This is a genomic window from Mycetocola sp. BIGb0189 (assembly GCF_024810155.1).
In the GTDB taxonomy this organism is placed as follows: Bacteria; Actinomycetota; Actinomycetes; order Actinomycetales; family Microbacteriaceae; genus Mycetocola; species Mycetocola lacteus.
In genome coordinates this window covers 182,219-205,620 of the sequence record NZ_JANUED010000005.1, presented here as the reverse complement: position 1 = coordinate 205,620, position 23,402 = coordinate 182,219, and the positions used below count along the sequence as shown (strand labels likewise).

General features: G+C 66.2%; 22 protein-coding genes. 16 read left to right on the top strand and 6 right to left on the bottom strand.

Features of this window, described 5'->3' with window-relative positions:
• Positions 1 to 74: 74 nt before the first annotated feature.
• Entirely contained in the window at positions 75 to 1,253 is a 1,179-nt protein-coding gene (locus tag M2390_RS09730) for an acyl-CoA dehydrogenase family protein (protein ID WP_259178328.1), read from the bottom strand.
• A 182-nt stretch (positions 1,254 to 1,435) separates the two neighbouring features.
• Here M2390_RS09730 and manA point away from each other — a divergent pair, with 182 nt between their 5' ends.
• From manA to M2390_RS09710, 4 genes are all read left to right on the top strand, one after another.
• Entirely contained in the window at positions 1,436 to 2,647 is a 1,212-nt protein-coding gene (manA, locus tag M2390_RS09725) for a mannose-6-phosphate isomerase, class I (RefSeq protein ID WP_259178326.1), read from the top strand.
• 151 nt (positions 2,648 to 2,798) lie between these two features.
• The gene (locus M2390_RS09720) at positions 2,799 to 3,116 is read left to right on the top strand and encodes a WhiB family transcriptional regulator (protein WP_121689252.1); all 318 of its coding nucleotides are present in this window, start codon (positions 2,799 to 2,801) and stop codon (positions 3,114 to 3,116) included.
• A gap of 124 nt (positions 3,117 to 3,240) precedes the next feature.
• Entirely contained in the window at positions 3,241 to 6,573 is a 3,333-nt protein-coding gene (locus tag M2390_RS09715; protein WP_259178323.1) for a glycosyltransferase family 2 protein, read from the top strand.
• Entirely contained in the window at positions 6,574 to 7,977 is a 1,404-nt protein-coding gene (locus M2390_RS09710) for a DUF5719 family protein (RefSeq protein WP_259178321.1), read from the top strand.
• 167 nt (positions 7,978 to 8,144) lie between these two features.
• On the opposite strand, the gene M2390_RS09705 is transcribed toward M2390_RS09710, so the two are convergent.
• Together M2390_RS09705 and M2390_RS09700 are read right to left on the bottom strand one after the other, a co-directional pair.
• Complete coding sequence (locus M2390_RS09705; RefSeq protein WP_259178319.1) at positions 8,145 to 8,957, bottom strand: ABC transporter ATP-binding protein; 813 nt, start codon at positions 8,955 to 8,957, stop codon at positions 8,145 to 8,147.
• A gap of 126 nt (positions 8,958 to 9,083) precedes the next feature.
• Positions 9,084 to 9,524 carry a metallopeptidase family protein gene (locus tag M2390_RS09700; protein WP_030148977.1) on the bottom strand — a complete coding sequence of 147 codons (441 nt, stop codon included), beginning with the start codon at positions 9,522 to 9,524 and terminating at the stop codon, positions 9,084 to 9,086.
• Between the two features lie 80 nt (positions 9,525 to 9,604).
• Here M2390_RS09700 and M2390_RS09695 point away from each other — a divergent pair, with 80 nt between their 5' ends.
• Genes M2390_RS09695 through ahcY form a run of 3 tightly spaced genes read left to right on the top strand, consistent with a single transcriptional unit; the run spans position 9,605 to position 11,577 of the window.
• Positions 9,605 to 9,808, top strand: coding sequence for a DUF3499 family protein (locus M2390_RS09695; RefSeq protein ID WP_030148976.1), 204 nt, complete (start codon positions 9,605 to 9,607; stop codon positions 9,806 to 9,808).
• 12 nt (positions 9,809 to 9,820) lie between these two features.
• A complete protein-coding gene (locus M2390_RS09690; RefSeq protein ID WP_259178317.1) occupies positions 9,821 to 10,039 on the top strand; it encodes a hypothetical protein in 219 nt (72 codons plus the stop codon).
• A 56-nt stretch (positions 10,040 to 10,095) separates the two neighbouring features.
• A complete protein-coding gene (gene ahcY / locus M2390_RS09685) occupies positions 10,096 to 11,577 on the top strand; it encodes an adenosylhomocysteinase (protein WP_259178315.1) in 1,482 nt (493 codons plus the stop codon).
• A 58-nt stretch (positions 11,578 to 11,635) separates the two neighbouring features.
• On the opposite strand, the gene M2390_RS09680 is transcribed toward ahcY, so the two are convergent.
• Together M2390_RS09680 and M2390_RS09675 are read right to left on the bottom strand one after the other, a co-directional pair.
• Positions 11,636 to 12,388: a M23 family metallopeptidase gene (locus M2390_RS09680; protein WP_259178314.1), complete on the bottom strand. Its 753-nt coding sequence runs from the start codon at positions 12,386 to 12,388 to the stop codon at positions 11,636 to 11,638.
• 30 nt (positions 12,389 to 12,418) lie between these two features.
• Entirely contained in the window at positions 12,419 to 12,979 is a 561-nt protein-coding gene (locus tag M2390_RS09675) for a helix-turn-helix transcriptional regulator (protein WP_259178312.1), read from the bottom strand.
• 131 nt (positions 12,980 to 13,110) lie between these two features.
• On the opposite strand from M2390_RS09675, the gene M2390_RS09670 reads away from it, so the two are divergent.
• Both M2390_RS09670 and M2390_RS09665 read left to right on the top strand, forming a co-directional pair.
• A complete protein-coding gene (locus M2390_RS09670; RefSeq protein ID WP_259178309.1) occupies positions 13,111 to 13,593 on the top strand; it encodes a helix-turn-helix transcriptional regulator in 483 nt (160 codons plus the stop codon).
• 3 nt (positions 13,594 to 13,596) lie between these two features.
• Positions 13,597 to 13,965 (top strand): ImmA/IrrE family metallo-endopeptidase, encoded by a 369-nt coding sequence (locus M2390_RS09665; RefSeq protein WP_259178307.1) that lies wholly within the window; start codon positions 13,597 to 13,599, stop codon positions 13,963 to 13,965.
• Positions 13,966 to 13,987: 22 nt separating this feature from the next.
• On the opposite strand, the gene M2390_RS09660 is transcribed toward M2390_RS09665, so the two are convergent.
• The gene (locus tag M2390_RS09660; protein WP_259178306.1) at positions 13,988 to 14,398 is read right to left on the bottom strand and encodes a tautomerase family protein; all 411 of its coding nucleotides are present in this window, start codon (positions 14,396 to 14,398) and stop codon (positions 13,988 to 13,990) included.
• A gap of 92 nt (positions 14,399 to 14,490) precedes the next feature.
• Here M2390_RS09660 and M2390_RS09655 point away from each other — a divergent pair, with 92 nt between their 5' ends.
• The 7 genes from M2390_RS09655 (at position 14,491) to M2390_RS09625 (ending at position 23,336) form a co-directional block, all read left to right on the top strand.
• Positions 14,491 to 15,588, top strand: a complete 1,098-nt coding sequence (locus tag M2390_RS09655) for a LacI family DNA-binding transcriptional regulator (protein ID WP_259178304.1) — start codon at positions 14,491 to 14,493, stop codon at positions 15,586 to 15,588.
• Positions 15,589 to 15,815: 227 nt separating this feature from the next.
• Positions 15,816 to 17,498 carry an ABC transporter substrate-binding protein gene (locus tag M2390_RS09650; RefSeq protein ID WP_259178303.1) on the top strand — a complete coding sequence of 561 codons (1,683 nt, stop codon included), beginning with the start codon at positions 15,816 to 15,818 and terminating at the stop codon, positions 17,496 to 17,498.
• Positions 17,498 to 18,478, top strand: coding sequence for an ABC transporter permease (locus M2390_RS09645; protein ID WP_030148966.1), 981 nt, complete (start codon positions 17,498 to 17,500; stop codon positions 18,476 to 18,478). Before M2390_RS09650 ends, M2390_RS09645 begins: the two co-directional genes overlap by 1 nt.
• The gene (locus M2390_RS09640; RefSeq protein ID WP_259178300.1) at positions 18,475 to 19,380 is read left to right on the top strand and encodes an ABC transporter permease; all 906 of its coding nucleotides are present in this window, start codon (positions 18,475 to 18,477) and stop codon (positions 19,378 to 19,380) included. Before M2390_RS09645 ends, M2390_RS09640 begins: the two co-directional genes overlap by 4 nt.
• Positions 19,377 to 21,104, top strand: a complete 1,728-nt coding sequence (locus M2390_RS09635) for an ABC transporter ATP-binding protein (RefSeq protein ID WP_259178299.1) — start codon at positions 19,377 to 19,379, stop codon at positions 21,102 to 21,104. The genes M2390_RS09640 and M2390_RS09635 overlap by 4 nt, the downstream gene beginning before the upstream one ends.
• A 122-nt stretch (positions 21,105 to 21,226) precedes the next feature.
• Positions 21,227 to 22,123, top strand: coding sequence for an alpha/beta fold hydrolase (locus tag M2390_RS09630; RefSeq protein ID WP_259178297.1), 897 nt, complete (start codon positions 21,227 to 21,229; stop codon positions 22,121 to 22,123).
• A gap of 43 nt (positions 22,124 to 22,166) precedes the next feature.
• Complete coding sequence (locus M2390_RS09625; protein ID WP_121648305.1) at positions 22,167 to 23,336, top strand: glycoside hydrolase family 1 protein; 1,170 nt, start codon at positions 22,167 to 22,169, stop codon at positions 23,334 to 23,336.
• Positions 23,337 to 23,402 lie beyond the last annotated feature (66 nt).

The following is a 23,402-nucleotide window of genomic DNA, read 5'->3' as shown; positions in this document are numbered from 1 at the left end:
TGGGCCCGATGATCCACGCCGAATTGCCCGGCGATCCAGCCGGATTCACGGCGAACGCGATCCGAGCCGTCGACCTAGACGAATGCGGCCTTTCCGGTGATTGCGCGACCCACGATCAGGGTGTTCATCTCGCGGGTGCCCTCATAGGAGTAGAGCGCCTCGGCATCGGCAAAGAACCGGGCCACGCGGTAGTCCAGAACGATTCCGTTGCCCCCGAGAATCTCCCGTGACCAGGCCACGGTTTCACGCATCCGCGAGGTGCAGAACGACTTGGCCAGGGCCGAGTGCTCATCGCGCTGCGCGTCCTCATCGTGCATCTCGGAGACACGCACACACAGCGCGATCGACGCGGTGATATTGGCCAGGCACTTGGCCAGCAGATCCTGAATCATCTGGTGCGCGGCGATCGGCTTACCGAACTGGATGCGTTCGCGGGCATATTCCAGCGCCGCCTCATACGCGCCGATGGCCACGCCCACGCTGGACCAGGCCACACCGGCCCGGGTGAGGCGCAGGACCTGGGCGGTGTCGGCGAAGGAGTTGGCGTTTTCCAGCTTGAGGGACCCGGGGATGCGCACATTGGTCAGCGTGATGTCGGCGTTCTGCACGATCCGCAGGCTGGTCTTACGCTCGATCTTCGTGGCCACATATCCCGGGGTGTCGGTGGGCACGATAAAGCCTTTGACCTGGTTGTCGGCGGTGTCTTTGGCCCAGATGATCGTGATATCGCTGAAGGTGGCGTTGCCGATCCAGCGCTTCTGTCCGTTGAGAATCCAGTGGTCCCCATCCCGGGTGGCCGTGGTGGTCAGTCCCCGAGCGCTATCCGAGCCCGAGAGCGGCTCGGTGAGTCCAAAGGCCCCGACGATTTCGCCGCTGGCCAGTCGGGGGAGCCACTCGGCGCGCTGGGCGGCCGAGCCGCACACCCCGATCGAGCCCATGGCCAGGCCCTCGGTCACGCCGAGGAAGGTGGAGATGGAGGCGTCCACGCGGGAGAGCTCAAGCGCCAAAAAACCTCGGAACACCGCGGAGTTCTCCCGCGGTCGGGTTTCCTCCCAGGCCCAGGTTCCCACGCCGGTCGCCATCAGGGGGCGAATCAGATCGTGCGGAAACTCGGCGGCCTCCCACAGATCGGTGACCCGGTCGGCGACGTGGTCGGCGAGGAAGGATCTGACCGTTGTCAGGGCCTCCTGCTCATGGGGTTCGAGCGTGGTGGAGAACCCGTAGAAGTCACTGTCGAGGGGCTGGAAAGTCATGATCGCTCCTTTGCTGAATCACCGATGAAACCGACCCCAGCCTAGGGACGCCCGGATGCTCGCGCCAGACTCCTTGGTGAGTTCCTCCAGAGTTCGTCACGACCGGGTGTCCGGACTTGTATGGTGGGCATAAGCACATCCATGACGGCCGTGTACGGCGCACCCGTAGAAAAGAGGAAGTAGTGTTCGTCACCCTCACCAATACTCCCCGTGACTATGCCTGGGGTGCCCCGGGCGCGATCAGCGCGCTGCTGGGTGGGACGCCCACCGCTGCACCGGAGGCGGAGCTCTGGCTGGGAACACACGCGGGCAGCCCGACGCGAGTGAGTGCGCCCGAGGGCCCGGCGAGCTTCGGCACGCTGGAGCGGTGGCTTGCGGCGGAACCCGCGGCCGCGGGAACCGAGAGTGGTGCGCTGCCCTTCCTCTTTAAGGTGCTCGCCGCGGGGTCTCCGCTGTCGATCCAGGCACACCCCAATGCCGAACAGGCGCGCGCGGGCTTCGAACGCGAGAACGCCGCGGGGATCGCCCTGGATGCCCCGCACCGCAACTATCGTGACCCCTTCCCCAAGCCCGAGCTGATCGTCGCGATGGAGGACGGGTTTGAGGCGCTCTCGGGGTTCCGCCCGATCGCCGAGGTGATCGCCGATCTGGATGAGCTGGTGCACGCCGGGGTGCAGGATCCGGTGCTTGGTGATCTGCGCGAGCGACTGTCTCACGCGATTGCCGAGGGCGCCGAGGCCGAGGTGCTGGCGCAGGAGGTATCGGCCGCGCTCGGCGGTGATCGGGAGAGCGAACGTGCCGCGCTGGTCGCGGCGGCCACCTCGATTTCTCGGGTCCCGCTGCCGCACCTGGCCGAGACGGTCCGCCTGCTTGTCGCGGACTATCCCGAGGATTCGGGTGTGTTTGTTGCGCTGTTTCTCAACCGGGTCACCCTAAAACGGGGGGAATCGCTGTATTTGGATGCGGGCAATATGCACGCCTATCTGCGCGGCATCGGCCTCGAGCTGATGACGGCCAGCGACAATGTGCTGCGTGGCGGAATGACCCCCAAACACGTGGATATTGCCGAGCTGTTGGCGGTTGTCCGATTTGCTCCGGGGCCGGTTCCTTTCCTGGACCGCAGCGATATCGCCCCGGGTGTTGTGGGCTATCAGCCCGCGGGCGCAAACTTTGCGCTGTACCGCGTAGACCCCGAAATCACGCGGAGTTTTCGGGTTTCGGGCCCGGCAATCGCGCTGCAGATTCGTGGCGAGGCGACGCTGGAGCAGGACGCGGACCACACGAGCCTGGTGCGCGGGGATATCCGATATCTGACGCCGAGCGATACGGCGGTACGCATCGCCGGGAACGGCGAACTTTGGATCGCTTCTGGCCCTTTTGGCGTCACCGCTTGAACACGATTTGAACCTGTCGGCGCGTCGTGAAGTCTCTAGCTCGCGCTGAGGGTTTACGATCTGCGACTTGACGAATCCCCAATTACAAAGGTGTAATTATCTAGGTGTCACTAACCGGTGCACCGAAACACCAAGGGGAAAGGGGGTCGATATGTCGCTCGACTATCGACAGGGGGTTCCCGACGACTGGTTTATTGACCCGGTTGATCTGGGAGTACCCGGAGTACGCCGCGATGACGAGGACGGGAATCCTCTCTCATGGCAGGCTGACTCGCTGTGTGCGCAGACCGATCCCGAGGCGTTTTTCCCTGAAAAGGGCGGCTCTACACGCGATGCAAAGCGAATTTGCACCTCGTGCGAGGTGCGGGCTCAGTGCCTGGAATACGCGTTGGGTAATGACGAGCGGTTCGGAATCTGGGGCGGACTTTCCGAGCGCGAACGTCGCAAGCTGAAAAAGCGCGCGGGCTAGGACTCACCACGGGGGTGGAATCTGAGGATTCCGCCCCGGTGTGCTTCCTGGGCATCCGCCGGGATTTATGGCGCGCCGAGGCAGCGAGTCCCGGTGCTCGCCGGGACAACATAGTCTGGAAGAAATGTCTCCACGTGTAACCGCCATCATTGTTGTCCAGGACGGCTCCCGGGATGCCGTGCACCTGAGGGCGACGCTGCACGCCCTCGAGGCTCAGACGCGCCGTCCCGATCATGTCGTCGCCGTGAGTCTCGCCTCGCCGCCCGCGGTCATCGAATTACTGCAAACGGCGGCGATCCAGCAGATCGTTCAGCTGCGCGAAAACATGGGCTTCGGTGAGGCCGTGCGTGCGGGAATCCGTGCCTCCGCCGACGTGCTCGCGGCCACCGGCGCGGCGGATGTGGATGGCGACGCCTACTGGCTTCTTGCCCAGGACACCGCCCCCGAACCCGGTGCCCTGGCGGCCCTGGTCGGCGCGCTTGAGGTGTCGCCCTCGGTGGGCATCGTGGGACCCAAGCTTCTTGACTGGGATCGTGGCGAGACCATCATCTCCTATGGCGAATCGATGACCCCGCTCGGGGCCGCCGTGACCCTGGTTGCCAACGAACTTGATCAGGGCCAGCACGACGCGGTGAGCGATGTGCTCGGTGTGGCCGCGCCGGCGATGCTTGTGCGTGCCCGCGTCTGGGACGAGGTTTCCGGGATCGATCCCGCCCTGCACCAGGCAGATGATGGCCTGGATCTCTCGGTGCGTGTGCGCCTGGCCGAGCACCGGGTCTCGCTGGAACCCAGCGCTCGCGTGCGCTGGGCCGGCGACGGTGTGGCCGGTCCCAACCGCTCGCGTCGCGGTGCCGTGGTGCGCCGACAGGCCTATGTTTCACGGGCGGCGCAGCTGCATCGCCGCATGGTCTACGCCAACGCGGCCGTGGTGTGGCTGCACTGGCTGAGCCTGCTGCCGCTGGCCCTGGTGCGCGCCGTCTGGCGTCTGATCACCAAGCAGCCCGAGCTGATCACCTCGGAGATCGGGGCCGCGTTGGCCGTGGCTTTCGGATTTGGACGGATCTCGCGCTCCCGCCAGCGTCTTCGGGCATCTAAGCGTGTGGGCTGGGCACAGCTGGCACCGCTGCGGATCTCGGTGGGCGAGGTCACCCGCCGCAGCCGTCTGCGCCGCGAGGCCGGCGCCGTGAGTGTGGTGGTGGAACGCAGCGACCTGCGCTTTATCTCCGGCGGTGGAGGATGGCTGGTTACCGCATCCGCGCTGCTCTCGGCCGTGCTGTTCTTCCGCTTTATCGACGTGCAGGCCCTGGCCGGAGGCGGACTTCTCCCGCTCTCGAACACCGTCGGCGAGCTCTGGGGAAACACCGGCTTTGCCTGGCGTGATCAGGGCCTCGGCGTCATCTCCGCGGCCGATCCGTTCGCCGTGGTGCTGGCCTTCCTGGGCACGCTGACCTTCTGGAACCCCTCGTTCTCGATCGTGCTGCTCTACCTGCTGGCCCTGCCGCTGGCCACCCTGGGTGCCTGGTTCGCCGCAACCCGGCTCACCGAACGCAGCGGATACCGCCTCTTTGTGGCCGCCCTGTGGACCCTGGCCCCGAGCCTGCTCGGCTCGCTGGCCGCCGGGGAAATCGGCGCTGTTATCGTGCATCTGCTCCTGCCGTGGCTGTTCTACACCGCCTCGGTCTTCCGCCGCTCCTGGGCGGCCACGGCCGTGGCCGCAATGCTGGCCGCGGTGATTCTTGCCTGCGCCCCCTCTCTCTCGATCGCGTTTGCGCTGATCTGGGTCGTGCTGCTGGTGACCGCTGGACGGTACATCCCGCGCGTGATCTGGATGCTGATCCCCGCCCTGACCCTGTTTGCCCCGCTGATTTGGCAGCAGGGAATCCGCGCCGGTAACTGGTGGGCGCTGCTCGCCGATCCCGGCTCGGTGCTCACCGCGTATCCGGTGACCGAGGGCTGGAAGATCGCCCTGGGCATGCCCGCCTACGGCAACAGCGGCTGGCCGGGACTGATCTCCTCGCTCGGCATCGGCGGCGTCGCCGCCGAGTGGGCGCTGCCGGTGCTGCTGGCCCCGCTGCTCCTACTGGCGATTATCGCCCTGTTCTTCCGCGGAACCCTGCGCGTGTCCGGGCTCCTGCTGATCGCGCTGCTGGGTCTGACCACCGCGGCCCTCTCCAGCCACCTGCTGGTGACCCTGAGCGGCCCCAACACCGTGGCAATCTGGCCGGCACCGGCGCTGAGCCTGTACTGGTTGGGCCTGGTGGGTGCAGCGGCGGTGGGTCTGGACGCCATGCGCCGTCGCGGCATGATCCCCGCCCTGGTGGTAGGTGTGCTGGCCATCGTGGTGGCCGGCCCGATGATCGCCATCTTCCCCACCGGACACAGTCCGGTGCAGGCCTCGGATGGACGCACCCTGCCCGCCTACGTGACCGCGGCCGCCAGCCAGGACCCGAGCCAGGGCACCCTGCTGATTCGCCCCGAGCGGGCCGACGCGATCTCGGCGACGTTGATTCGGGGTGGCGGGACCAGCCTAGATTCACGCTCTACCCGCGCCAATACGCGTACCGTGCTGACCGAGGACGATAACCGTATCGCCGACCTGGCCGGAAACCTGATTTCCGCCAGCGGACTGGACGTGGCCAAGACCCTAACCGACCTGCGGGTGCGCTTTGTTCTGCTCGCCCCGGCCAGCCCCGGCCTCGACCCGGCGGATGCGGCCGGTGCCGAGCAGACCCTCAACCGTGCGGTCGCCGCGCTGGAAACCGAGGGTGCGCTGGGACGCGTGGGCCCGACCGATCAGGGCATCCTCTGGCGCTTTGACGGCGAGATCCCGCCGGCCGCCGTTGCCCCTACCTCCTGGGCTACCCCGGTGGTGGGCTTCCTGACCGGTCTGGTATTTATCGTGGCGCTGCTGCTCGCGGTGCCCACCGCGGCCTCGCGTCGGATGGCCGAGGCGACCCCGCGTACGATCGGACACGCGGTTCCGCGTTCCGGTGGTGGACGTCGTGCCGCCGGTCGTCGCGGGAACCGCGAGGGCGAGGGGTCGCGTCGTGCGCGCCGCCGGGCCGAACGGGTTGCCGAGAAGGAGGCCGAGGCGGCACTGGCCGCCGAGGTTGAGGCGCACGCCCCGGACGTGAGCGAGCCGGAGGCACCGGTTACCGCTCCCGAGGCCGAGTCCGCACCGGCCTGGCCCGAGCCCACCGACGCCGAGGCCATCGCCCGCACCGCCGAAGCCGCCCACGACGCCGAGCTGGCCCAGGCGAGCGAGCCGGCCTTCGACGCCGAGCCGGCCCCGGTGCCCGAGACCGACCGCGAGGCGACCGAGCGGGAGGGGCGTGTCCCCGATGCGGCTGCAGCGCCGATCGCCATCCCCGAGGAGGCTCCGGCCGCCGAACCGACGATTATTGTCACAGGTTCGGCTCCCGATGCCTTAGCCGATGACTCGAAGGAGCAGAAGTAAATGGTTTCCTCACGGAGCATCGCCACGGTTTCGGGACGTATCGTTGCCGGCATCGCCGGAGTGGGTGTCGTGGGTTTGGTTGCGTTCGGGTTTACCCGGGTGACGATTCCCACGATCAGCGCCAGCGCGCCGAGTGTTCAGGTTCATCCAAGCGCCGCCGCCCAGACCCGGGTCTGCTCGGGCCCGCTGCTGCAGCCGGGTGAATCCGGTGGGCAGGCAACCGTGATTGGCGGCGTGCAAACGGCCACCAGCGCCGACGCCGACCCGTCCGTCACCCCGCTGACCAACCCCGAACTCAGCGGAACCGAGGCCGGTTCGGCCGAGGTTCTGCGGATCCCGGTGGCCGGAACCCAGACCCCGCTGCTGGCCGGATCGCAGTCTCAGCAGGTCGGCCTGGCCGATCTCACCGGTTTCGCGGCCAGCGCGTGCGCCGAGCCCGTGGCCGATGCCTGGCTGGTTGCCGGAAGCACCGCTACCGGTCGTACCTCGCTGATCACCCTGGCCAACCCCGGGACCGCCGACGCCAACGTGGTACTGGAAATCTTCGGAGAGAATGGCCGCGTCGAGGCCCCTGGAGCCGACGGCATCATCGTGCGCGCTGGTTCGCAGAAGGTGGTTTCCCTGGCGAGCCTCGCCCCGGGCCTGGAAAAGCCGATCATCCACGTGAGCACCCGCGGTGGGCACGTATTTGCCAGCGTGCAGCAGAGCTCGGTGCGCGGCCTGACTCCCTCGGGTGTCGAGGTCGCCGGACCGTCTGCCGCCCCCGCCTTGAACCAGTACATGCCCGGTGTGGTGATCCCCGAAACCCCCGCAGAGCTCGAGTCCGATGACACCTATGACGACCGCGCGACCGCGCTGCGCCTGATGGTTCCCGGCACCACCGATGCCAAGGTCACCATCTCCTTTGTCAACGAGGCCGGCGGGAATGCCCCAATGTCGCTTGAGGCCACGGTGCCCGCGGGCGTGGTGCACGAAATCTTCCTTGCCAATCTGCCTGCCGGATCCTTCGGGGTCAAGGTTGAGTCCGACCAGCCCGTGGTGGGTGGCGTGCGCGTCACCACCACCAACGGGGCCGACTTTGCCTGGTTTGCCTCCACCTCCAAGATCGGAAACTCCGCACGGCTTGCCATCGCACCGGGGGAGAACCCGCGACTGCACCTGGGCAACCGCGGTGACGCCGACGCCCGGGTCACGCTAACTCCGGCCGAGGGTGACCCGATCGAGGTAACGGTGCCCGCCGGCGGCGGTGCCGTGGTTCCGGTCACCGCCGGTGCCGGTTACGTGGTCTCGGGGACCGGCGATGTGCTGGCCTCGGTGAGCTACGCGGGGGCGAGCGCGCTGTCCTCCTTCGCCGTGCAGCCGGCCAACCCCGGCTCCTCCACGGTCACGGTCTACCCGCGCTAAGCGCACCGGCTCCCCTGCGGAGCCGGGCTAGTCGCGCCAAACGCACCGGCTCCTCCACGGTCACGGTCTACCCGCGCTAAGCGCACCGGCTCCCCTGCGGAGCCGGGCTAGTCGCGCCAGCATCACAAAACCCGCGCCCCGGGAGGGCGCGGGTTTTGTGCGTCCGTCTAGCGCCCGGCGCGGGCGCTCCAGCGGCCCTCGTGCTCGCTGATCCGGATCGGATAGTTGAAGCTCTCCGAGACCGCCTCGGTGGTGAGTACCTCGCTGGCCAGACCCTGGGCCGAGATCCGACCGTCGGTCACCAGCACGGCATGGGTGGTGGAGGAGGGTAGCTCCTCGAGGTGGTGAGTGACCAGCAGGGTGGCCAGTTCGGGCCGGACCGACACCAGGTGGTCCACGGTTTCCAACAGCTGCTCGCGGGCGGCCACATCGAGCCCGGTGGAGGGCTCGTCCAGCAGGAGGAGGGCCGGATCGGTGATCAGGGCACGGGCGATCAGCGTGCGACCACGCTCACCCTGAGACAGGGTGGTCCACGGCTCGGCGAGTTTGGAACCCAGCCCCAGCAGCGTCGCCAGTTCGAGGGCGCGGGCACTCTCGGCCGGGGTGGGTTCCCAACGCATCATCTTTTCCACGCTGCCGGTCAACCCGGTGAGGATCACATCCAGGATCGGCAGCGGACTCTGTAGCGGGTGCCGCGGATTCACATGGCCGATATGGGTGCGCAGCTCTCGAATCTCGACCCGGCCCAGGCGTGCACCCAGCACGTCCACGGTGCCGCTGGTGGGATGCTGGACCGCGCCGCAGAGGCTCAGCAGGGTCGACTTACCGGCACCATTGGCCCCGATCACCGCCCAGCGCTCACCGGCATGGACGGTGAGATTGACGTCGATCAGAAGGGGGCGGCCACCGCGTACCAGGCCGACGTTTTCGAGTTTCAGCACCTCGGTGCCGATTTCGGGGGAGGAGGAAGAGGGGAGCATCACACGCTTTCAAGACGGGATCGCGCGGTCCGAGCCGGCACGATCAACACGGTGCAGGGAGCGCTGCGGGGTCGTGGCGCGGGGACGCGAGTCGTGGGTGTGCGGCGTCGTGCCCGGGATTCCAGCCTAGCGGAAACGCTCGGGACCGAGGTCCCAGGGGTCGCGCTCCAGATACTCGGCGGTGGCCCTGAAGACGCAGCTTTCGATGTGCATCTGGCGGTGCAGCTGATCGTTGACGTGCAGCCGGGCCAGGCGCTCGATCGGCACCCGGTACAGGATGATCCGGCGCTGATCGCGCAGCGCATCCCAGCGGCGTACCCCGGTGGGACCGGGCTCGCCCAGCGGCATTCCGCCGATCTCAAACGAGACGTTTTCCAACTCCTCGCTCCACATACCGCGCAGGAAATCCGCGGTGCTGCCGACGATCAGATCGAAGAAGTCAACCCGTCCGCGCAGCGGCGGGAGGTGCGGCCCGGTGACCGAACTGCGGCCTGCGCGTCCGTGACGATCGTGTCGTACGGCACGTCGTCCGGTACCTGATCGTTGGGAGTGGGAGGAGCGGGGCATTGCCCCAGTCTACGCGTTTCCCGGCAATACCGACCGGCTGGGCCGGTGGGTCTTTGTCGGCAGGGTACGCTGAGAGGGATATGAATCAGAGGCTCTGCTCCCGAATCGGCTGTAACCGCGAGGCGGTCGCGACCCTCACCTACGACTACGCGGATTCGATGGCCGTAATCGGACCGCTCGGCACCGAGCGTCGCCCGCACTGCTATGACCTGTGTGCGTTCCATGCGACCCGCCAAACGGTGCCGCGGGGATGGACCCTGATTCAACCGCGAACCACCCCCTAACCCGGAGGCAGCATGAGCCCGTTCCAGCGTGTGTCCTACATCCTGTTTATCATCCTGGGCGCGGGATTTGTCATCTACGGCATCATGCGCGGGGCGATGGGCGGGTTCGCCGGGTCGAGCCTGCTCACCGCGATCATCTTGATTCTGGCCGGTGGCCTGGTGCTTTACCGCGGATTTCGCGGCGTGCGCACGATGTTGGAGCGACGCTCGGAAGATTCGTCCGAGCGCTGATCGCCCACCCAGAATCCTCTCCGTAATGTAACGAAACGGTCTGCAACAATGGGACTATGTCGCGTCCTGAACTTTCAAACGATCTCCCCTATCTCGTTGCAGACCTGAGCCTCGCCGAGGCCGGTCGTCACCAGCTGCGTCTCGCCGAAAACGAGATGCCGGGCCTGATGAGCCTGCGTTCCGAATTCGCCGAGAGCCAGCCGCTGGCCGGCGCTCGCATCGCCGGATCGCTGCACATGACCGTGCAGACGGCCGTGCTGATCGAAACCCTCGTTGCCCTCGGCGCCCAGGTGCGCTGGGCCAGCTGTAACATTTTCTCGACCCAGGATGAGGCCGCCGCGGCCGTCGTGGTGGGTCCGCACGGAACCGTGGAGAACCCCCAGGGTGTCCCGGTGTTCGCCTGGAAGGGCGAAACCCTGCCCGAGTACTGGTGGTGCACCAGCCGGATCTTCGACTGGTCCACCGAGGCTGCCGCGGCCGGTGCCGATTGGGCCGGACCGAACCTGATCCTGGACGATGGCGGCGACGCCACGATCCTGGTGCACAAGGGCCGCGAGTTTGAACTCGCCGGTGCCGTGCCCGCCACCGCCGAGACCGACAGCGTCGAATACGGCGTGATCCTCGACCTGCTGCGCGACTCGCTGGGCACCAGCACCGACCGCTGGACCCGCATCGCCGAGGAGATTCAGGGCGTCACCGAGGAGACCACCACCGGTGTGCACCGCCTCTACGAGCTCGAGCGCGACGGCAAGCTGCTGTTCCCGGGCATCAACGTCAACGACTCGGTGACCAAGTCCAAGTTCGACAACCGCTACGGCATCCGACACTCGCTGCCGGACGGCCTGAACCGCGCCACCGACGTGCTGATCGGCGGCAAGGTTGCCTTCGTGGTTGGCTACGGTGACGTGGGTAAGGGTGCGGCCGAGGCACTGCGCGGTCAGGGTGCCCGGGTGATCGTCTCCGAGGTTGACCCGATCTGTGCACTGCAGGCGGCGATGGACGGCTTCCAGGTGGCCAAGCTGGAATCGGTTGTCGGCTTGGTTGACATCTTTGTGACCACCACCGGTAACTTCAACGTGATCCGTCCCGAGCACATCCTGGCGATGAAGCACCACGCGATCGTCTCCAACGTGGGCCACTTCGACAACGAGATCGATATGGCCGGGCTCGGCAAGATCGAGGGCGTCGAAAAGGTCGAGATCAAGCCGCAGGTGCACGAGTGGAACCTGCCCAACGGTCGCAGCGTGATCGTCCTCTCCGAGGGTCGCCTGATGAACCTGGGTAACGCCACCGGACACCCCTCGTTTGTGATGAGCAACTCGTTCACCAACCAGGTGCTCGCGCAGATCGAGCTGCACACCCGCCTCGAGGAGTACCCGGTGGGCGTGTACACGCTGCCCAAGCTCCTGGATGAGAAGGTTGCCCGCCTGCACCTGGACGCCCTGGGTGTCGAGCTGACCGAGCTCTCCCCGGAGCAGGCCGCCTACATCGGTGTCTCGGTTGAGGGCCCCTATAAGGTCGACCACTACCGCTACTAGCGCACAAGCCAAACGGCCTGGCATCCACAGGGATGCCGGGCCGTTCGTGTTTAAGGGATTACGCCGTGGTGACGGTACCCGGGAACACGCGGAAGAACGCGTTCCACTGCGAGGTGGTCACCTGAGCGCCGAAGCGGTCACGCGGGGCGGCGAGCGAACCGTTGGTGGGCTCCAGACCGTAGACGATGGCGTGGGCCAGCACGGCACCGTTGACATCAACGCGCTCGCTCAGCTTCACCACCTTTCCGTCGGGATAAACCAGGGCGGTTGCGACGATGCCACGAGAGTTCTCGGTCTCGTAGTCGCGGATGATCGATGCGTTCTTGGACGATGCCATTTCTTCAAGCTCCTCTTGAGTAAGCGGGGGTGGGGGTGTGGTGGTGGGTGTTCCGCCGGGGATGTTGTTGATGTTTGTCAGCGGGTCTACGGCGGTGCCGTAGATCGGCTTGCTGGGCAGGTTCTTGTTGTGAACCTCGAAGTGCAGGTGTACTCCGTCGCTGGTTCCGCTCTGCGGGCCAACGAAACCGATGGTCTGGCCCTCGGCGACGGTGTCACCGACGCCGGGTCCGTTTGATGATCCGAGCATGTGGTACCGGGTGGTCCAGCCTCCGCCGTGGTCAACCTCTTTCCAGAAGTTGATCTGGTTGCCTCGGCCCGAGCCGATGACAACGCCGGCCGCGGCGCAGGGAACGGCCAGGCCAACGCTCATGCCGTAGCCGAAGTCGATGCCCTTGTGGTTAGGGTCCTGTGGAAAGTTACGCGGTCCAAAGACCGCATAAACCTGGCTGCGCGGGAATGGTAGTCGTGCCATTGCTCCTCCTTTCGATGTGTGTATGTACTGTTATTTCTCTCTCGCTCCGGAACGAGAAAGCATGGGTTCCGACGCCGGACGGGGCGGAAAATCTGTGGGTGACGTGCGGACCACTTCCACGGAGGACCGTCGGTGGTTGGAGGGATGCAGTGTTCGAGGGTCGGGATTCTCGATCCCCTCCACCGCCGCCTCGGGAGAGGCCAGCCAGCGCCGGATCTCCGATTCCAGGTAGAGCACCGTTCGGGGACCGCGCTTGACGAAGCGGGGGCCGCGGTCATTGAACCGCAGCCGCGACAGCTTGCCGCGGTTGAGCTGAGGGAATCGCTCCTCGACCTGCCCAGGATTGAGGAATGTCCGGCTCCGAGCTTCGGCGAGGTGGGTCTCGTCACCCCCTTCGGTGAGGAGTGCGCGGCCGAGTCCAAGCAGCATGAGCCCGAGGAAGGTGGGGGTCGCCTCCTGCCTGCCGGTTTCCACCCGGGAGAGATAGGAGATGTCCGTGTTCCCCAGCTCGGCGGCTTCGGCGAGGGTGAGGTGCGCCTGGGCTCGCAGGGTGCGAAGCGCGCCTCCCGGGGTGATTGTTTCCGTGTTCATGTCAACGAATCTAGAACATAGTTGACAGTAATGCAAACCATTTAGGCGACTTTTTGCGCACTAGTGGGCGATTAGTGACAATTAGCCCATTTATTGTTTGCACGGGAAGTCAACGATGTTACGGTAGGGGCATGGCAAAAAATGACTTTGCGCGGTTTTCGGCCGCCGAGCGTGAAGAGGTGGCTCAGCGCGTGCGCACCGAGCGCCGAAACCGATCGTTGACCCAGCAGCAGCTGGCAACGGAGGCGGGTGTGACCAGGCAGACCATCGTCAACCTGGAAAACGGCGTCAAGGTTCCCCAGGCTGGCACGCTTCAGCGCATCATGTCGGTGCTTGATGTGCCGCAGGCGGAAGGCGCGGTCAGTGACGCGGCGGCCCGCTATGCCGACGTGCTGGGGCGTCTGGTTGAGCTGGTGCCGGAGGATCGTCGTGAGGTGGCGGTTCAGGAGGCGAGCCAGGTGTTGGTGGCGCATATGCTGCCCGCCAATGTCACACCCCTCCGGCAGACTAAGACTCGCTCACGGGACGAGTACCTGATGAGTGTTGACCTGGGTGAGGAAATCGCGGCCGCCACGACCGACGACGGAGGGGCCCCCGAGTTTCCGAATGGATAGTGGATGTACGATCCGTACGCGCATGCCGAAGCCCTGGGGGTGGCCGTGCTTGCCCGGCGGATTGGCGCGCCCACGGGACTCTGGGTACCGCGCCTGCGTGTGATCTTTGTGCGTCCCGGCCTCACCGCCCGGCATGAGCGCTCGGTGGTGGCACATGAGGTGGCCCATGTGGTGCTGGGGCACTCGGCCACCAGCCGCAAGGAGGAGCGCGCGGCCGACGCGCTCGCCGCTCGAAACCTCATCGAAGATCGACGTTTTGCCGAGGTTGCCCGCTGGACTCAGCAGCGCCATGAGCTCGCGGTCGAGCTGGGTGTGACCGAGCGCATCCTCGGCGCCTACCTCGACGAACGCGAGCGTCACGCGGGAAACTAGCTAGTGGCAGCGCCCAAAAAAGTTAGGGCTCGTGAATGGTGTCACTGGGCTCCACCGCGTAGTTCAGGGTCAGTTCGTCGCCGGGGAGACCGCGGATGCCCCAGTTTTCGCGTGGGGTTTCGGTCAGGGTAATCTCCACGTCCTGCGCCTCGATGCCCGTGGCGTCGTTGATGCGGGTAAAGAGCGCGCGGATGAAGTTCTTCCTGGTCTCGACGCTGCGCCCGGCAAAGAGTGACACCTCGATGATCGTGTAGTTCTCGCTGCGGTCGGCGGGGAAGATGAAGTCCTCGCGCGCGAGCGGGATGAAGCGGTGGAAGCGCTTGGCTTCGGGTAACCCCAGTTCGGCGACCGCGGCCGCGTGGATCGCATCCGAGAGGGCCTGCCGGCGCGGGCGAAGGATGTCTGCGAGTCCATAGACGATGATCTGAGCCATGCATGCCAGTATGCCCGCGTGTGCGCCTCGGCAACAGGGTACGCTGGAATCCTCCCGCGCGTAAGCGCATCCATTTTGGAAGGCCCCGGATAGTGAAACCGCCCACCGTGTATGACGTTGCCGAGCGTGCCGGGGTCTCGATCGCCACGGTCTCTCGGGTGCTGCGCTCGCCGGATCGGGTGCGTCCCGACACTGCCGCCCGGGTCGAGGCGGCCGTGCATGAACTGGGGTATGTCCCAAGCGGTGCCGCCCGCGGACTGGCCGAGCGGCGCACCGGCGTGCTGGGTCTCTACCTGCCGGGGTTTGACGCCATCGAGGACCTGACCGAGATCGAACTGCCCGAAACCGGTGGCACCGATATCGTCACCGACCTGGGCAAGACGGCCGACGACCACATCGCCGATCTCTACTTCGACGAGGTGGTGCGCGGGGCCGAGCTTGAGGCCTGGCGACGTGGATTTGCGCTGATGGTTGCGGTGGGGCGGGGGAGTAAATCCCTGCAGACCTTTACCGATATGGCCGGACGGGTGGATGGCTTGATCGTGCTGGCACGGGCCGTGCCCGACGCGGTGTTGAAGCCGTTGGCCGCACGCATCCCCGTGGTGGTGCTGTCCTCACGCGGCGACTATGAGGAATTTGACCGGGTGTCGGTGTCCAACCGTGAGGGCATGGCGGCGCTCACCGATCACGTGCTCACACGCACCGATGGTGCGCTGGTGTATCTCGGTGGGCCCGAGGAATCTCCCGACGCCCGGGATCGTCGCCGCGGCGTGCGCGACGCCCTGGAAAAGCACGGTCGCGCCGAAGATATGCGCTGGATCAGCGACACCTTTACCCGGGAAACCGGCCGCAGAGTCGGCCGTGAACTGGCGGAACTGGCAGACGCCGGCGGGGAGCTTCCCGGAGCCGTGCTGTGTGGTAACGACCAGATGGCGCTCGGGGTGCTGGACGAGTTTGCGGCCGCCGGGATTGAGGTGCCCGGGCGCGTGCTGGTCTCGGGCTTTGACGGTATCCCCGCCGCGGCGCTGTCGAGTCCGCGGCTGAGCACCGTGCGTCAGCCGATCGAGGATCTGGGCCGGGCGGCGATCGCCCTGCTGGATGAGCGATTCCAGGAGCCGGCGGGGGAGCCGCGCGGAGTGCGCCTGCCGGTGTCGGTCCTGCTGCGCGAGAGCACCGAACCCGCGCGGTAGCGGGGTGCCACATGGTTCGGCGCAATCCATCCCATTTGTGAGGAAAACGCCCGAATCTGGGTGTGACCCGACCGGGGGCCGTGCGCCACGCTCTGGGGCTTGCATTTTGTAAATGTATGCGCTTACACTGAGGGGGTTGCACGCGTCCGCGTGGCAACTCGACGTGTTCAATGCCCTCCCCCGAACGCGCCGACTCGTGACGAGGATGACTCGAGGTTTCGCATTCAATGAAGAAATTTCCCCGCCGATCGCGACTGCTATCGCTTGTCGCAATCACGATCGCGACGGGTCTAGCCCTCACCGGATGTAACATCCACATCGAGAGCAAGCCGGACCCCACAATTCCCCAGGACACCCTGCTCCTGGCCGCCGATCAGGGCTCGCCCATGTATCAGCGCAACTTCAACCCGTTCATGGCTAACCGCCGGATCGGTGCCGCCTACATCTACGAGCCGCTCGTGATCGTGAACGACGTCAACGGGGATGTGACCCCCTGGCTCGCCCAGAAGGTCACCCAGCCCGACGCCTCCACCGTGGTGTTCACCCTGCGGGATGGCGTCAAGTGGTCCGACGGCAAGCCGCTGACCGCCAAGGATGTTGAGTTCACCTTCAACCTGCTCAAGACCAGCCCGACCCTGGACATGCAGGGCATCTGGCAGTACATCAGCACGGTCGAAACCGGCACCGATGAGGGTAGCCAGACCGTGACCGTGCACCTGAAGTCGGCGGACGTTCCCGCCGCCAACATCATCGCGCAGACCCTGATTCTGCCCGAGCACCTGTGGAAGAACGTCAAGGACCCCGGCACCTACACCGATGAAAACCCGGTGGGTACCGGTCCGTTCACGCTCGGCAACTACAGCCCGCAGCAGTACACGATGAACCGCAACGAGAACTACTGGCAGAAGGACAAGGTCACGGTCAAGCACCTGATCCTGCCCGCCACCAACGGTCAGCTCGCCATGGTCACCCAGGGATACGACTGGGGTTACATGTACATGAGTGACGTGAAGAAGACCTGGGGCGGCGCCAACCAGTACAACCGCTACTGGTTCCCGCCGGGTGGTGTGATCTCGCTTCAGCCGAACCTCACCAAGGCTCCGTTCAACAACCCCGACGTGCGTCAGGGAATCGCGCTGGCCCTGGATCGTAAGCAGATCGCAGATGCCGCAACCGAGGGCTCGATGCAGCCCGCAACCCAGGCCGGAATCCTGCTGCCCAACCAGCAGGCAGACCTGGACCCCTCGATCCCCAACGGTGGCGTGATCACCCAGGACCTGGACGCGGCCAAGGCGGCCTTCGCCCGGGCCGGGTACCACGACCAGGATGGCAAGCTTGTGGACGCCTCGGGTAAGCAGCTGAGCTTCTCGCTGCTCACCGCCAACGGCTACACCGACTGGCTGCGTGCAGCCAGCCAGGTACAGCGTCAGCTCTCCGCCCTCGGCATCGACGTCAAGCTCACCCAGCCGCAGCCCCCGGCCTACCAGCTGGCCCTGCGTAACGGTGACTTCGACATCGCGATGGGTGCCTACGGCGGACTCGGTTCGCAGTACCAGGACCTCAACGGTCTGCTCAACAGCTCCAACTTCCGGCCCGTGGGCCAGGAGGCACCGAGCAACTTCGAGCGCTACCAGAACCCGGCGGTGGACGAGATCCTCGCCAAGTACCGCACCTCGCTCGACCCCAACGAAACCCGCGAGCTGGGATACCAGCTGCAGCACGCGATGGTCACCGACCTGCCGGTGATCTCGCTCTACTACGGCGGTTCCTGGGGCCTGTACAGCGAGAACAAGTACGTGGGCTGGCCCGACGCCGACCACCCGTACGCCTCGCTGAAGACCTACACCCCGACCGCCCTGCTGATCTTCACTTCGCTGAAGCCGCGTGAGCAGACCGAGGACAAGAAATAATGAAGTATGCACTGCGCAAGCTCGGCATGCTGCTGCTCACCCTGTGGGCCGCGGTCACGCTGAACTTCTTCCTGCCCCGGCTGATGCCCGGTTCGCCGGCCGACGCCGCGATCGCCAAGCTCTCCCAGAACGGACCCGTGAGCGCCGCGACCCGCGCCGCGATCGAGGCCCAGCTGGGTGTGCCCGGCGGTAACCTGTTCGAGCAGTACGTGCACTACCTCCAGCAGGTTGTCACGCTGGACTTCGGTGTCTCGTTCACCTTCTATCCCGAAAAGGTCTCGGACCTGGTCCTGACGGCCCTGCCCTACACCGTGGTGCTGGTGGGAATCGTCACCATCCTGGCCTTTGTGATCGGTACCCTGATCGGTGTCCTCGCCGCCTGGAAGCGCGGCACCTGGCTCGACACCCTGCCCACCCTGGGCGGCAGCTTCCTCAGCGCATTCCCGTACTTCTGGATCGCCCTGCTGCTGCTGTTCTTCGCGGGCTATGTGGGACACCTGTTCCCGACCTCGGGCGCATCCTCGCCCACCGCGGTGCCGGAGTTCTCGTTCTCCTTCATCGCCGACCTGATCTACCACGCGACCCTGCCGGCCCTGACCATCCTGATCACCTCGCTGGGTGGCTGGATCCTGGGAATGCGTAACGCGATGATCAACACCCTCGGCGACGACTACGTGACCTTTGCCGAGGCAAACGGTCTGCGCGGCCGCACCGTGGCCATCAAGTACGCCGCCCGCAACGCGATCCTGCCGAACCTCACCGGTTTCGGTCTGGCCCTCGGTGGCGTGGTGGGTGGTTCGATCCTGGTGGAGCAGGTGTATGGCTACCCCGGAATCGGATACCTGCTGTACAACGCCGTGGTCAACCAGGACTACCCGCTGATGCAGGCCCTCTTCCTGATGATCACCGTGAGCGTGCTCATCGCTAACTTCCTCGTAGACATTCTCTACGGTGTACTCGACCCAAGGACGCGACGATGACATCCACCACTACCCCCGTGCGGGCGCGCGCACTGCGTGGCACCCTGCGCACGATCGGCCGCATCGCCGGCACCATCTGGTCCAACCCCCGGGCCCGGATCGGCGTGGTCCTGCTGGCCATCTTCATCATCACCGCAACCTTCGCCCCCTGGCTTGCCCCCTACGGTGCCAGCCAGGACGGGTTCGAACGCAGCGCCGGCGGCTCGGCCGCCCACTGGCTCGGGACCACCGCCGCCGGTGAGGACGTCCTCTCCCAGATCATCTGGGGCGCCCGCGTCTCGGTCTTTGTGGGATTCGCGGCCGGTGCGATCGCCACGGTTATCGCCGTGCTGATCGGCCTCAGCTGGGGCTACTCGCGCGGCTTCGGCGGCGACGTGGTTGGCTTCATCGTCAACCTGTTCCTGGTCATCCCGGGTCTGCCGCTGATGATCGTGATCGCCTCCTACCTGCAAAACGGTGGCATCGTGATGATCATCGCGGTGATCGTGGTCACCGGTTGGGCCTGGGGTGCGCGCGTGCTGCGCAGCCAGACCCAGACGCTGCGCTCGCGTGACTTCGTGACCGCCGCCCGGTTCGCCGGGGACTCCTCATTCCGCATCATCTTCCGTGAGATCCTGCCCAACATGACCTCGCTGATCACCGGTTCGTTCTTCGGTGCGGCCACCGCGGCAATCCTCGCCGAGGCGGGCCTGGAATTCCTGGGTCTGGGTGACCCGACCACCGTCAGCTGGGGAACCATGCTCTTCTGGGCACAGAACTCCAACGCGCTGCTCACCGGACAGTGGCTGCTGCTGTTTGCTCCGGGTCTCTGCATCGCACTGCTGGCCACGAGCCTCACGCTCATCAACTTTGGTGTCGACGGGATTTCCAACCCGCGGCTTCGGGAAGGAAAGGGTCGATGACCACCAACACCACTCCCGCACAGGGAGCCGAAGAGCCGATTCTGCGGGTCGAAAACCTCACGGTGGAGTACCGCAGCGAGGGCTTCGAGCCGGTCGCCGCGGTCAAGAACGTGTCCTTCAGCCTGCGTCGTGGCGAGTTCATCGGACTCGTGGGCGAATCGGGTTCGGGTAAGTCGACCCTGGGCTTTGCACTGACCCGTCTGGCCAAGCCGCCGGCAACCATCGTGGACGGCAAGATCCTGTTCCACGGATCCGACATTCGCACCCTGGATGACGAGGCCCTGCGCAAGCAGCGTCGCGGCGGATTCGCGATGGTGCTGCAGTCGGGCATGAACGCGCTGAACCCGGTGCGCACCATCCGCAAGCACTTCCACGACATCTTCCGTGCCCACGGTCACGTCGAGGCGGGCAGCTTCAATGCCCGTGCGAGCGAGCTGGTGCGCAAGGTTGAGCTGCCCGAGACGGTGCTGGATCGCTACCCCGGGGAACTCTCCGGCGGTATGCGTCAGCGTGTCTCGATCGCCCTGGCCCTCTCGCTTGAGCCCGAACTGCTGGTCTTTGATGAGCCCACCACCGCGCTGGACGTGCTCGTGCAGCACGCGGTGATGGACACCATCCGCCAGCTTCAGGCCAGCGAGGGGTTCACCGCGATCCTGATCTCCCACGACCTGGGTATCGTGTTGGAATCCACCGAGCGTGTGCTCGTGATGCACGACGGCGTCGTGGTGGAGGATGGCCCGAGCCACCAGATCCTGGATGATCCGCAGGCCGAATACACCCGGATGCTGCTCAGCCACTATGCGGACCCGCGCGCCGAGGAGATCCACATCCCCGGCTTCAGCACCCGCGGACGCTCGGCCGATGCCGCGCGTGCCGAGCGTGCCACCACCTCGCCGCGATCCGATGCTCGGGCGGCCCGCCGCGCCGACGCCTCGATCGTGGTCGAGGGCGTGAGCAAGGTCTATGCACCGCCGCGTCGGGGCGAGGCACCCGTGGTCGCGGTGGACAACGTGTCCTTCACGCTGGCACCGGGAGAGTCCCTGGCACTGGTGGGACAATCGGGTTCGGGTAAGTCGACGATCGCCAAGCTGGTAACCGGTGCCGAAAAGCCCAGCTCCGGCCTGGTGCGCTTCGGTGACTCGAACCTCTCGGCGCTGCGCCGCCGCGAACTGCGTGAGCTGCGCAAGAACGTCCAGATGGTGTTCCAGGACCCGTATGCGGCGCTGAACCCGCTGCACACGGTGGAGTACACGCTGCTGCGTCCGATCCTGAACTTCACCGAGCGTCGCGGCGAGGCCGCGCGCGAGCGCATGCTGGAGCTGCTGGAAACCGTGGGGCTGACCCCCGCGGAGACCTTCGCGCAGAAGCTCCCGCACCAGCTCTCCGGTGGTCAGCGTCAGCGCGTGGTCATTGCCCGCGCCCTGGCGAGTGACCCGCAGGTGCTCGTGGCGGATGAGCCGGTGTCGATGCTGGATGTTTCGCTGCGCGCGGGTGTCCTGGGTCTGCTTGAGGACCTGCGCGAGCAGTGGGGTGTGAGCATGCTCTACATCACCCACGACCTGCTGAGCGCGCGTCTGGTCACCGATCGGATGATGGTGCTGAACTCGGGCCGCGTGGTCGAGTCCGGCCCCACCGCCGACGTGCTGCGCAACCCCAGCGACGAGTACACCATCCGCCTGCTGGATGCCGTGCCCAACCCCGCGCGGGCACGCGAAACCCGCTAGAACAGCGGTGTCCGGGAACCTGGTTCCCGGACACCCACAATCCCACCGGTGCACCCGAACCCGATTCGGATGCACCGGTGGGAAACCCCGCTTCACCGCCCGAGCCTTGCGAAGGAGACCCCATGAGTACCCCCGACTCGACCACCACCCCCGGTGCCACGATCACCCCCGGCAGCCCGTTTGGCGGCCTGGCGCTGGATCCGCGGGTGAGCCCGCTGAACATTGCCGCCGGGGTGGGCACGCTCACCGCGCTGCACTCGGCACCCGTCGGGCAGCGTCGTGGCACGGTGCTGTTTGTGCCGGGTTTCACCGGGTCTCGTGAGGACTTCCGCACGTTCCTGCCGCTGCTGGCCGAGCGCGGCTGGGATGCCTGGGTATACAGCCAGCGCGGTCAGGCCGATTCGGTGGGACCCGAGGGCGTGGAGAACTACACGCTTGATCTGTTTGCCGCCGACGCGGTAGAGGTGGCCCGAATCGTGGCCGCCGAAACCGGAGACGCCACCGTGCACCTGGTGGGCCACTCCTTTGGTGGCTGCGTCGCGCGCGCCGCGGCGATCCTGGACCCCTCGGCGTTTGCCAGCCTGACCCTGCTCTGCTCGGGCCCGCACGGCTGGCCCGGACGCCACCAGGACACCGAGTATGCGGTCCAGGAGGGCGGCTCGATCGGCCTCTGGTATCGCGACAACCCGCACACCCTGGGCATGCCCGATGAGGATATGGATCCCGAGATGGCGTTCCTGCGCCACCGCGCCGCCGCGACCTCCTCGGACAACCTGATCTCCGGTGCCCGGATCCTCCGCAACGACCCCGACACCACCCCCGAGCTGGCCGCGACCGGCCTGCCGGTGTTGGTGGCTCACGGCGAGCACGACGATAAGTGGCCGATCCCGATGCAGCGCGAGAGCGCCCTGCGTCTCGGGGCCGACTACGCGGTGATCCCCGTCGGTGCCCACTCGCCCCAGTTCGAAGCGCCCGAGGCTACCGCGGTGGCCCTGGATGCGTTCTGGGCCGACCACTAAATTTCCCCTACCGTCCGCACATTCACGACCAAGGAGTAGTACCGTGCTGAAATTCCCCGAAGGCTTCCTCTGGGGTGCCGCGACCGCCGCGCACCAGATCGAGGGCAACAACGTCAACAGCAACTGGTGGGTCATGGAGCACGCCAAGGACACCACGATTGTGGAGCCCAGCGGCGACGCCATGGACAGCTACCACCGCTACCCGGAGGACATGAAGCTCCTCGCGGATGCCGGTCTGAACTCCTACCGGTTCAGCATCGAGTGGGCCCGGATCGAGCCCGAACGTGGATTCTTCTCCAACGCCGAGATCGACCACTACCGTCGCATGATCGACACCGCGCATGAGCTGGGCCTGGACCCCACCGTGACCCTGATGCACTTCACCGTGCCGCGCTGGATGTACAACGACGGATTCTGGCGTGCCAAGGACGCCGCGGATCTGTTCGCGCGCTACACCGAGAAGCTGCTGCCGATCCTGCAGGACGTCAAGCACGTGTGCACGATCAACGAGCCGAACATCGCCGCGATGCTCGCCGGCGGCGAGGACGCCTCGAATCTGGTGGCCTACGGCCTGCCCAACCCGGACCTGGGCGTTGCCGACACCCTGCTGGAGTCGCACCGTCGTTCGCGCGAGGTGCTCTCGCAGATCTCCGGCCTGAAGTCCGGCTGGACCGTCGCGACCCAGGCCTTCCACTCCACCGGTGAGCCCGGCGCGGACGAGATGATGCGCGAGTACGGTCACCCCCGCGATGACTGGTACCTGGAAAACGTGAAGGGTGATGACTTCGTGGGTGTGCAGGCGTACACCCGCACCTTCATCGGCCCCAACGGCCCGCTGCCCGTGTCCGAGGACGTCGAGACCACTCTCACCGGCTGGGAGTTCTTCCCGAAGGCCCTGGAGATGGGTGTGCGTTCGGCCTGGGAGCTCACCGAGGGTGTGCCGGTCTTCGTGACCGAAAACGGCATCGCCACCGCCGATGACACCCGCCGCATCGCCTACCTGGACGGCGCTCTTGAGGGCCTCCACTCGGCCATGCAGGACGGCGTCGAGGTGCTGGGTTACCAGCACTGGAGCGCACTGGACAACTACGAGTGGGCCTCGGGCTTCCGCCCGACCTTCGGCCTGATCGCCGTGGACCGCGAAACCTTCGTGCGCACCCCCAAGCCTTCGCTGGCCTACCTGGGTGAGATCGCCAAGCGCAACGCGCTCTAAGCGTCACCACCGAAAATGCCCGGGACCGCTGGTCCCGGGCATTTTTGTGCACCCATGTCTTGCGCA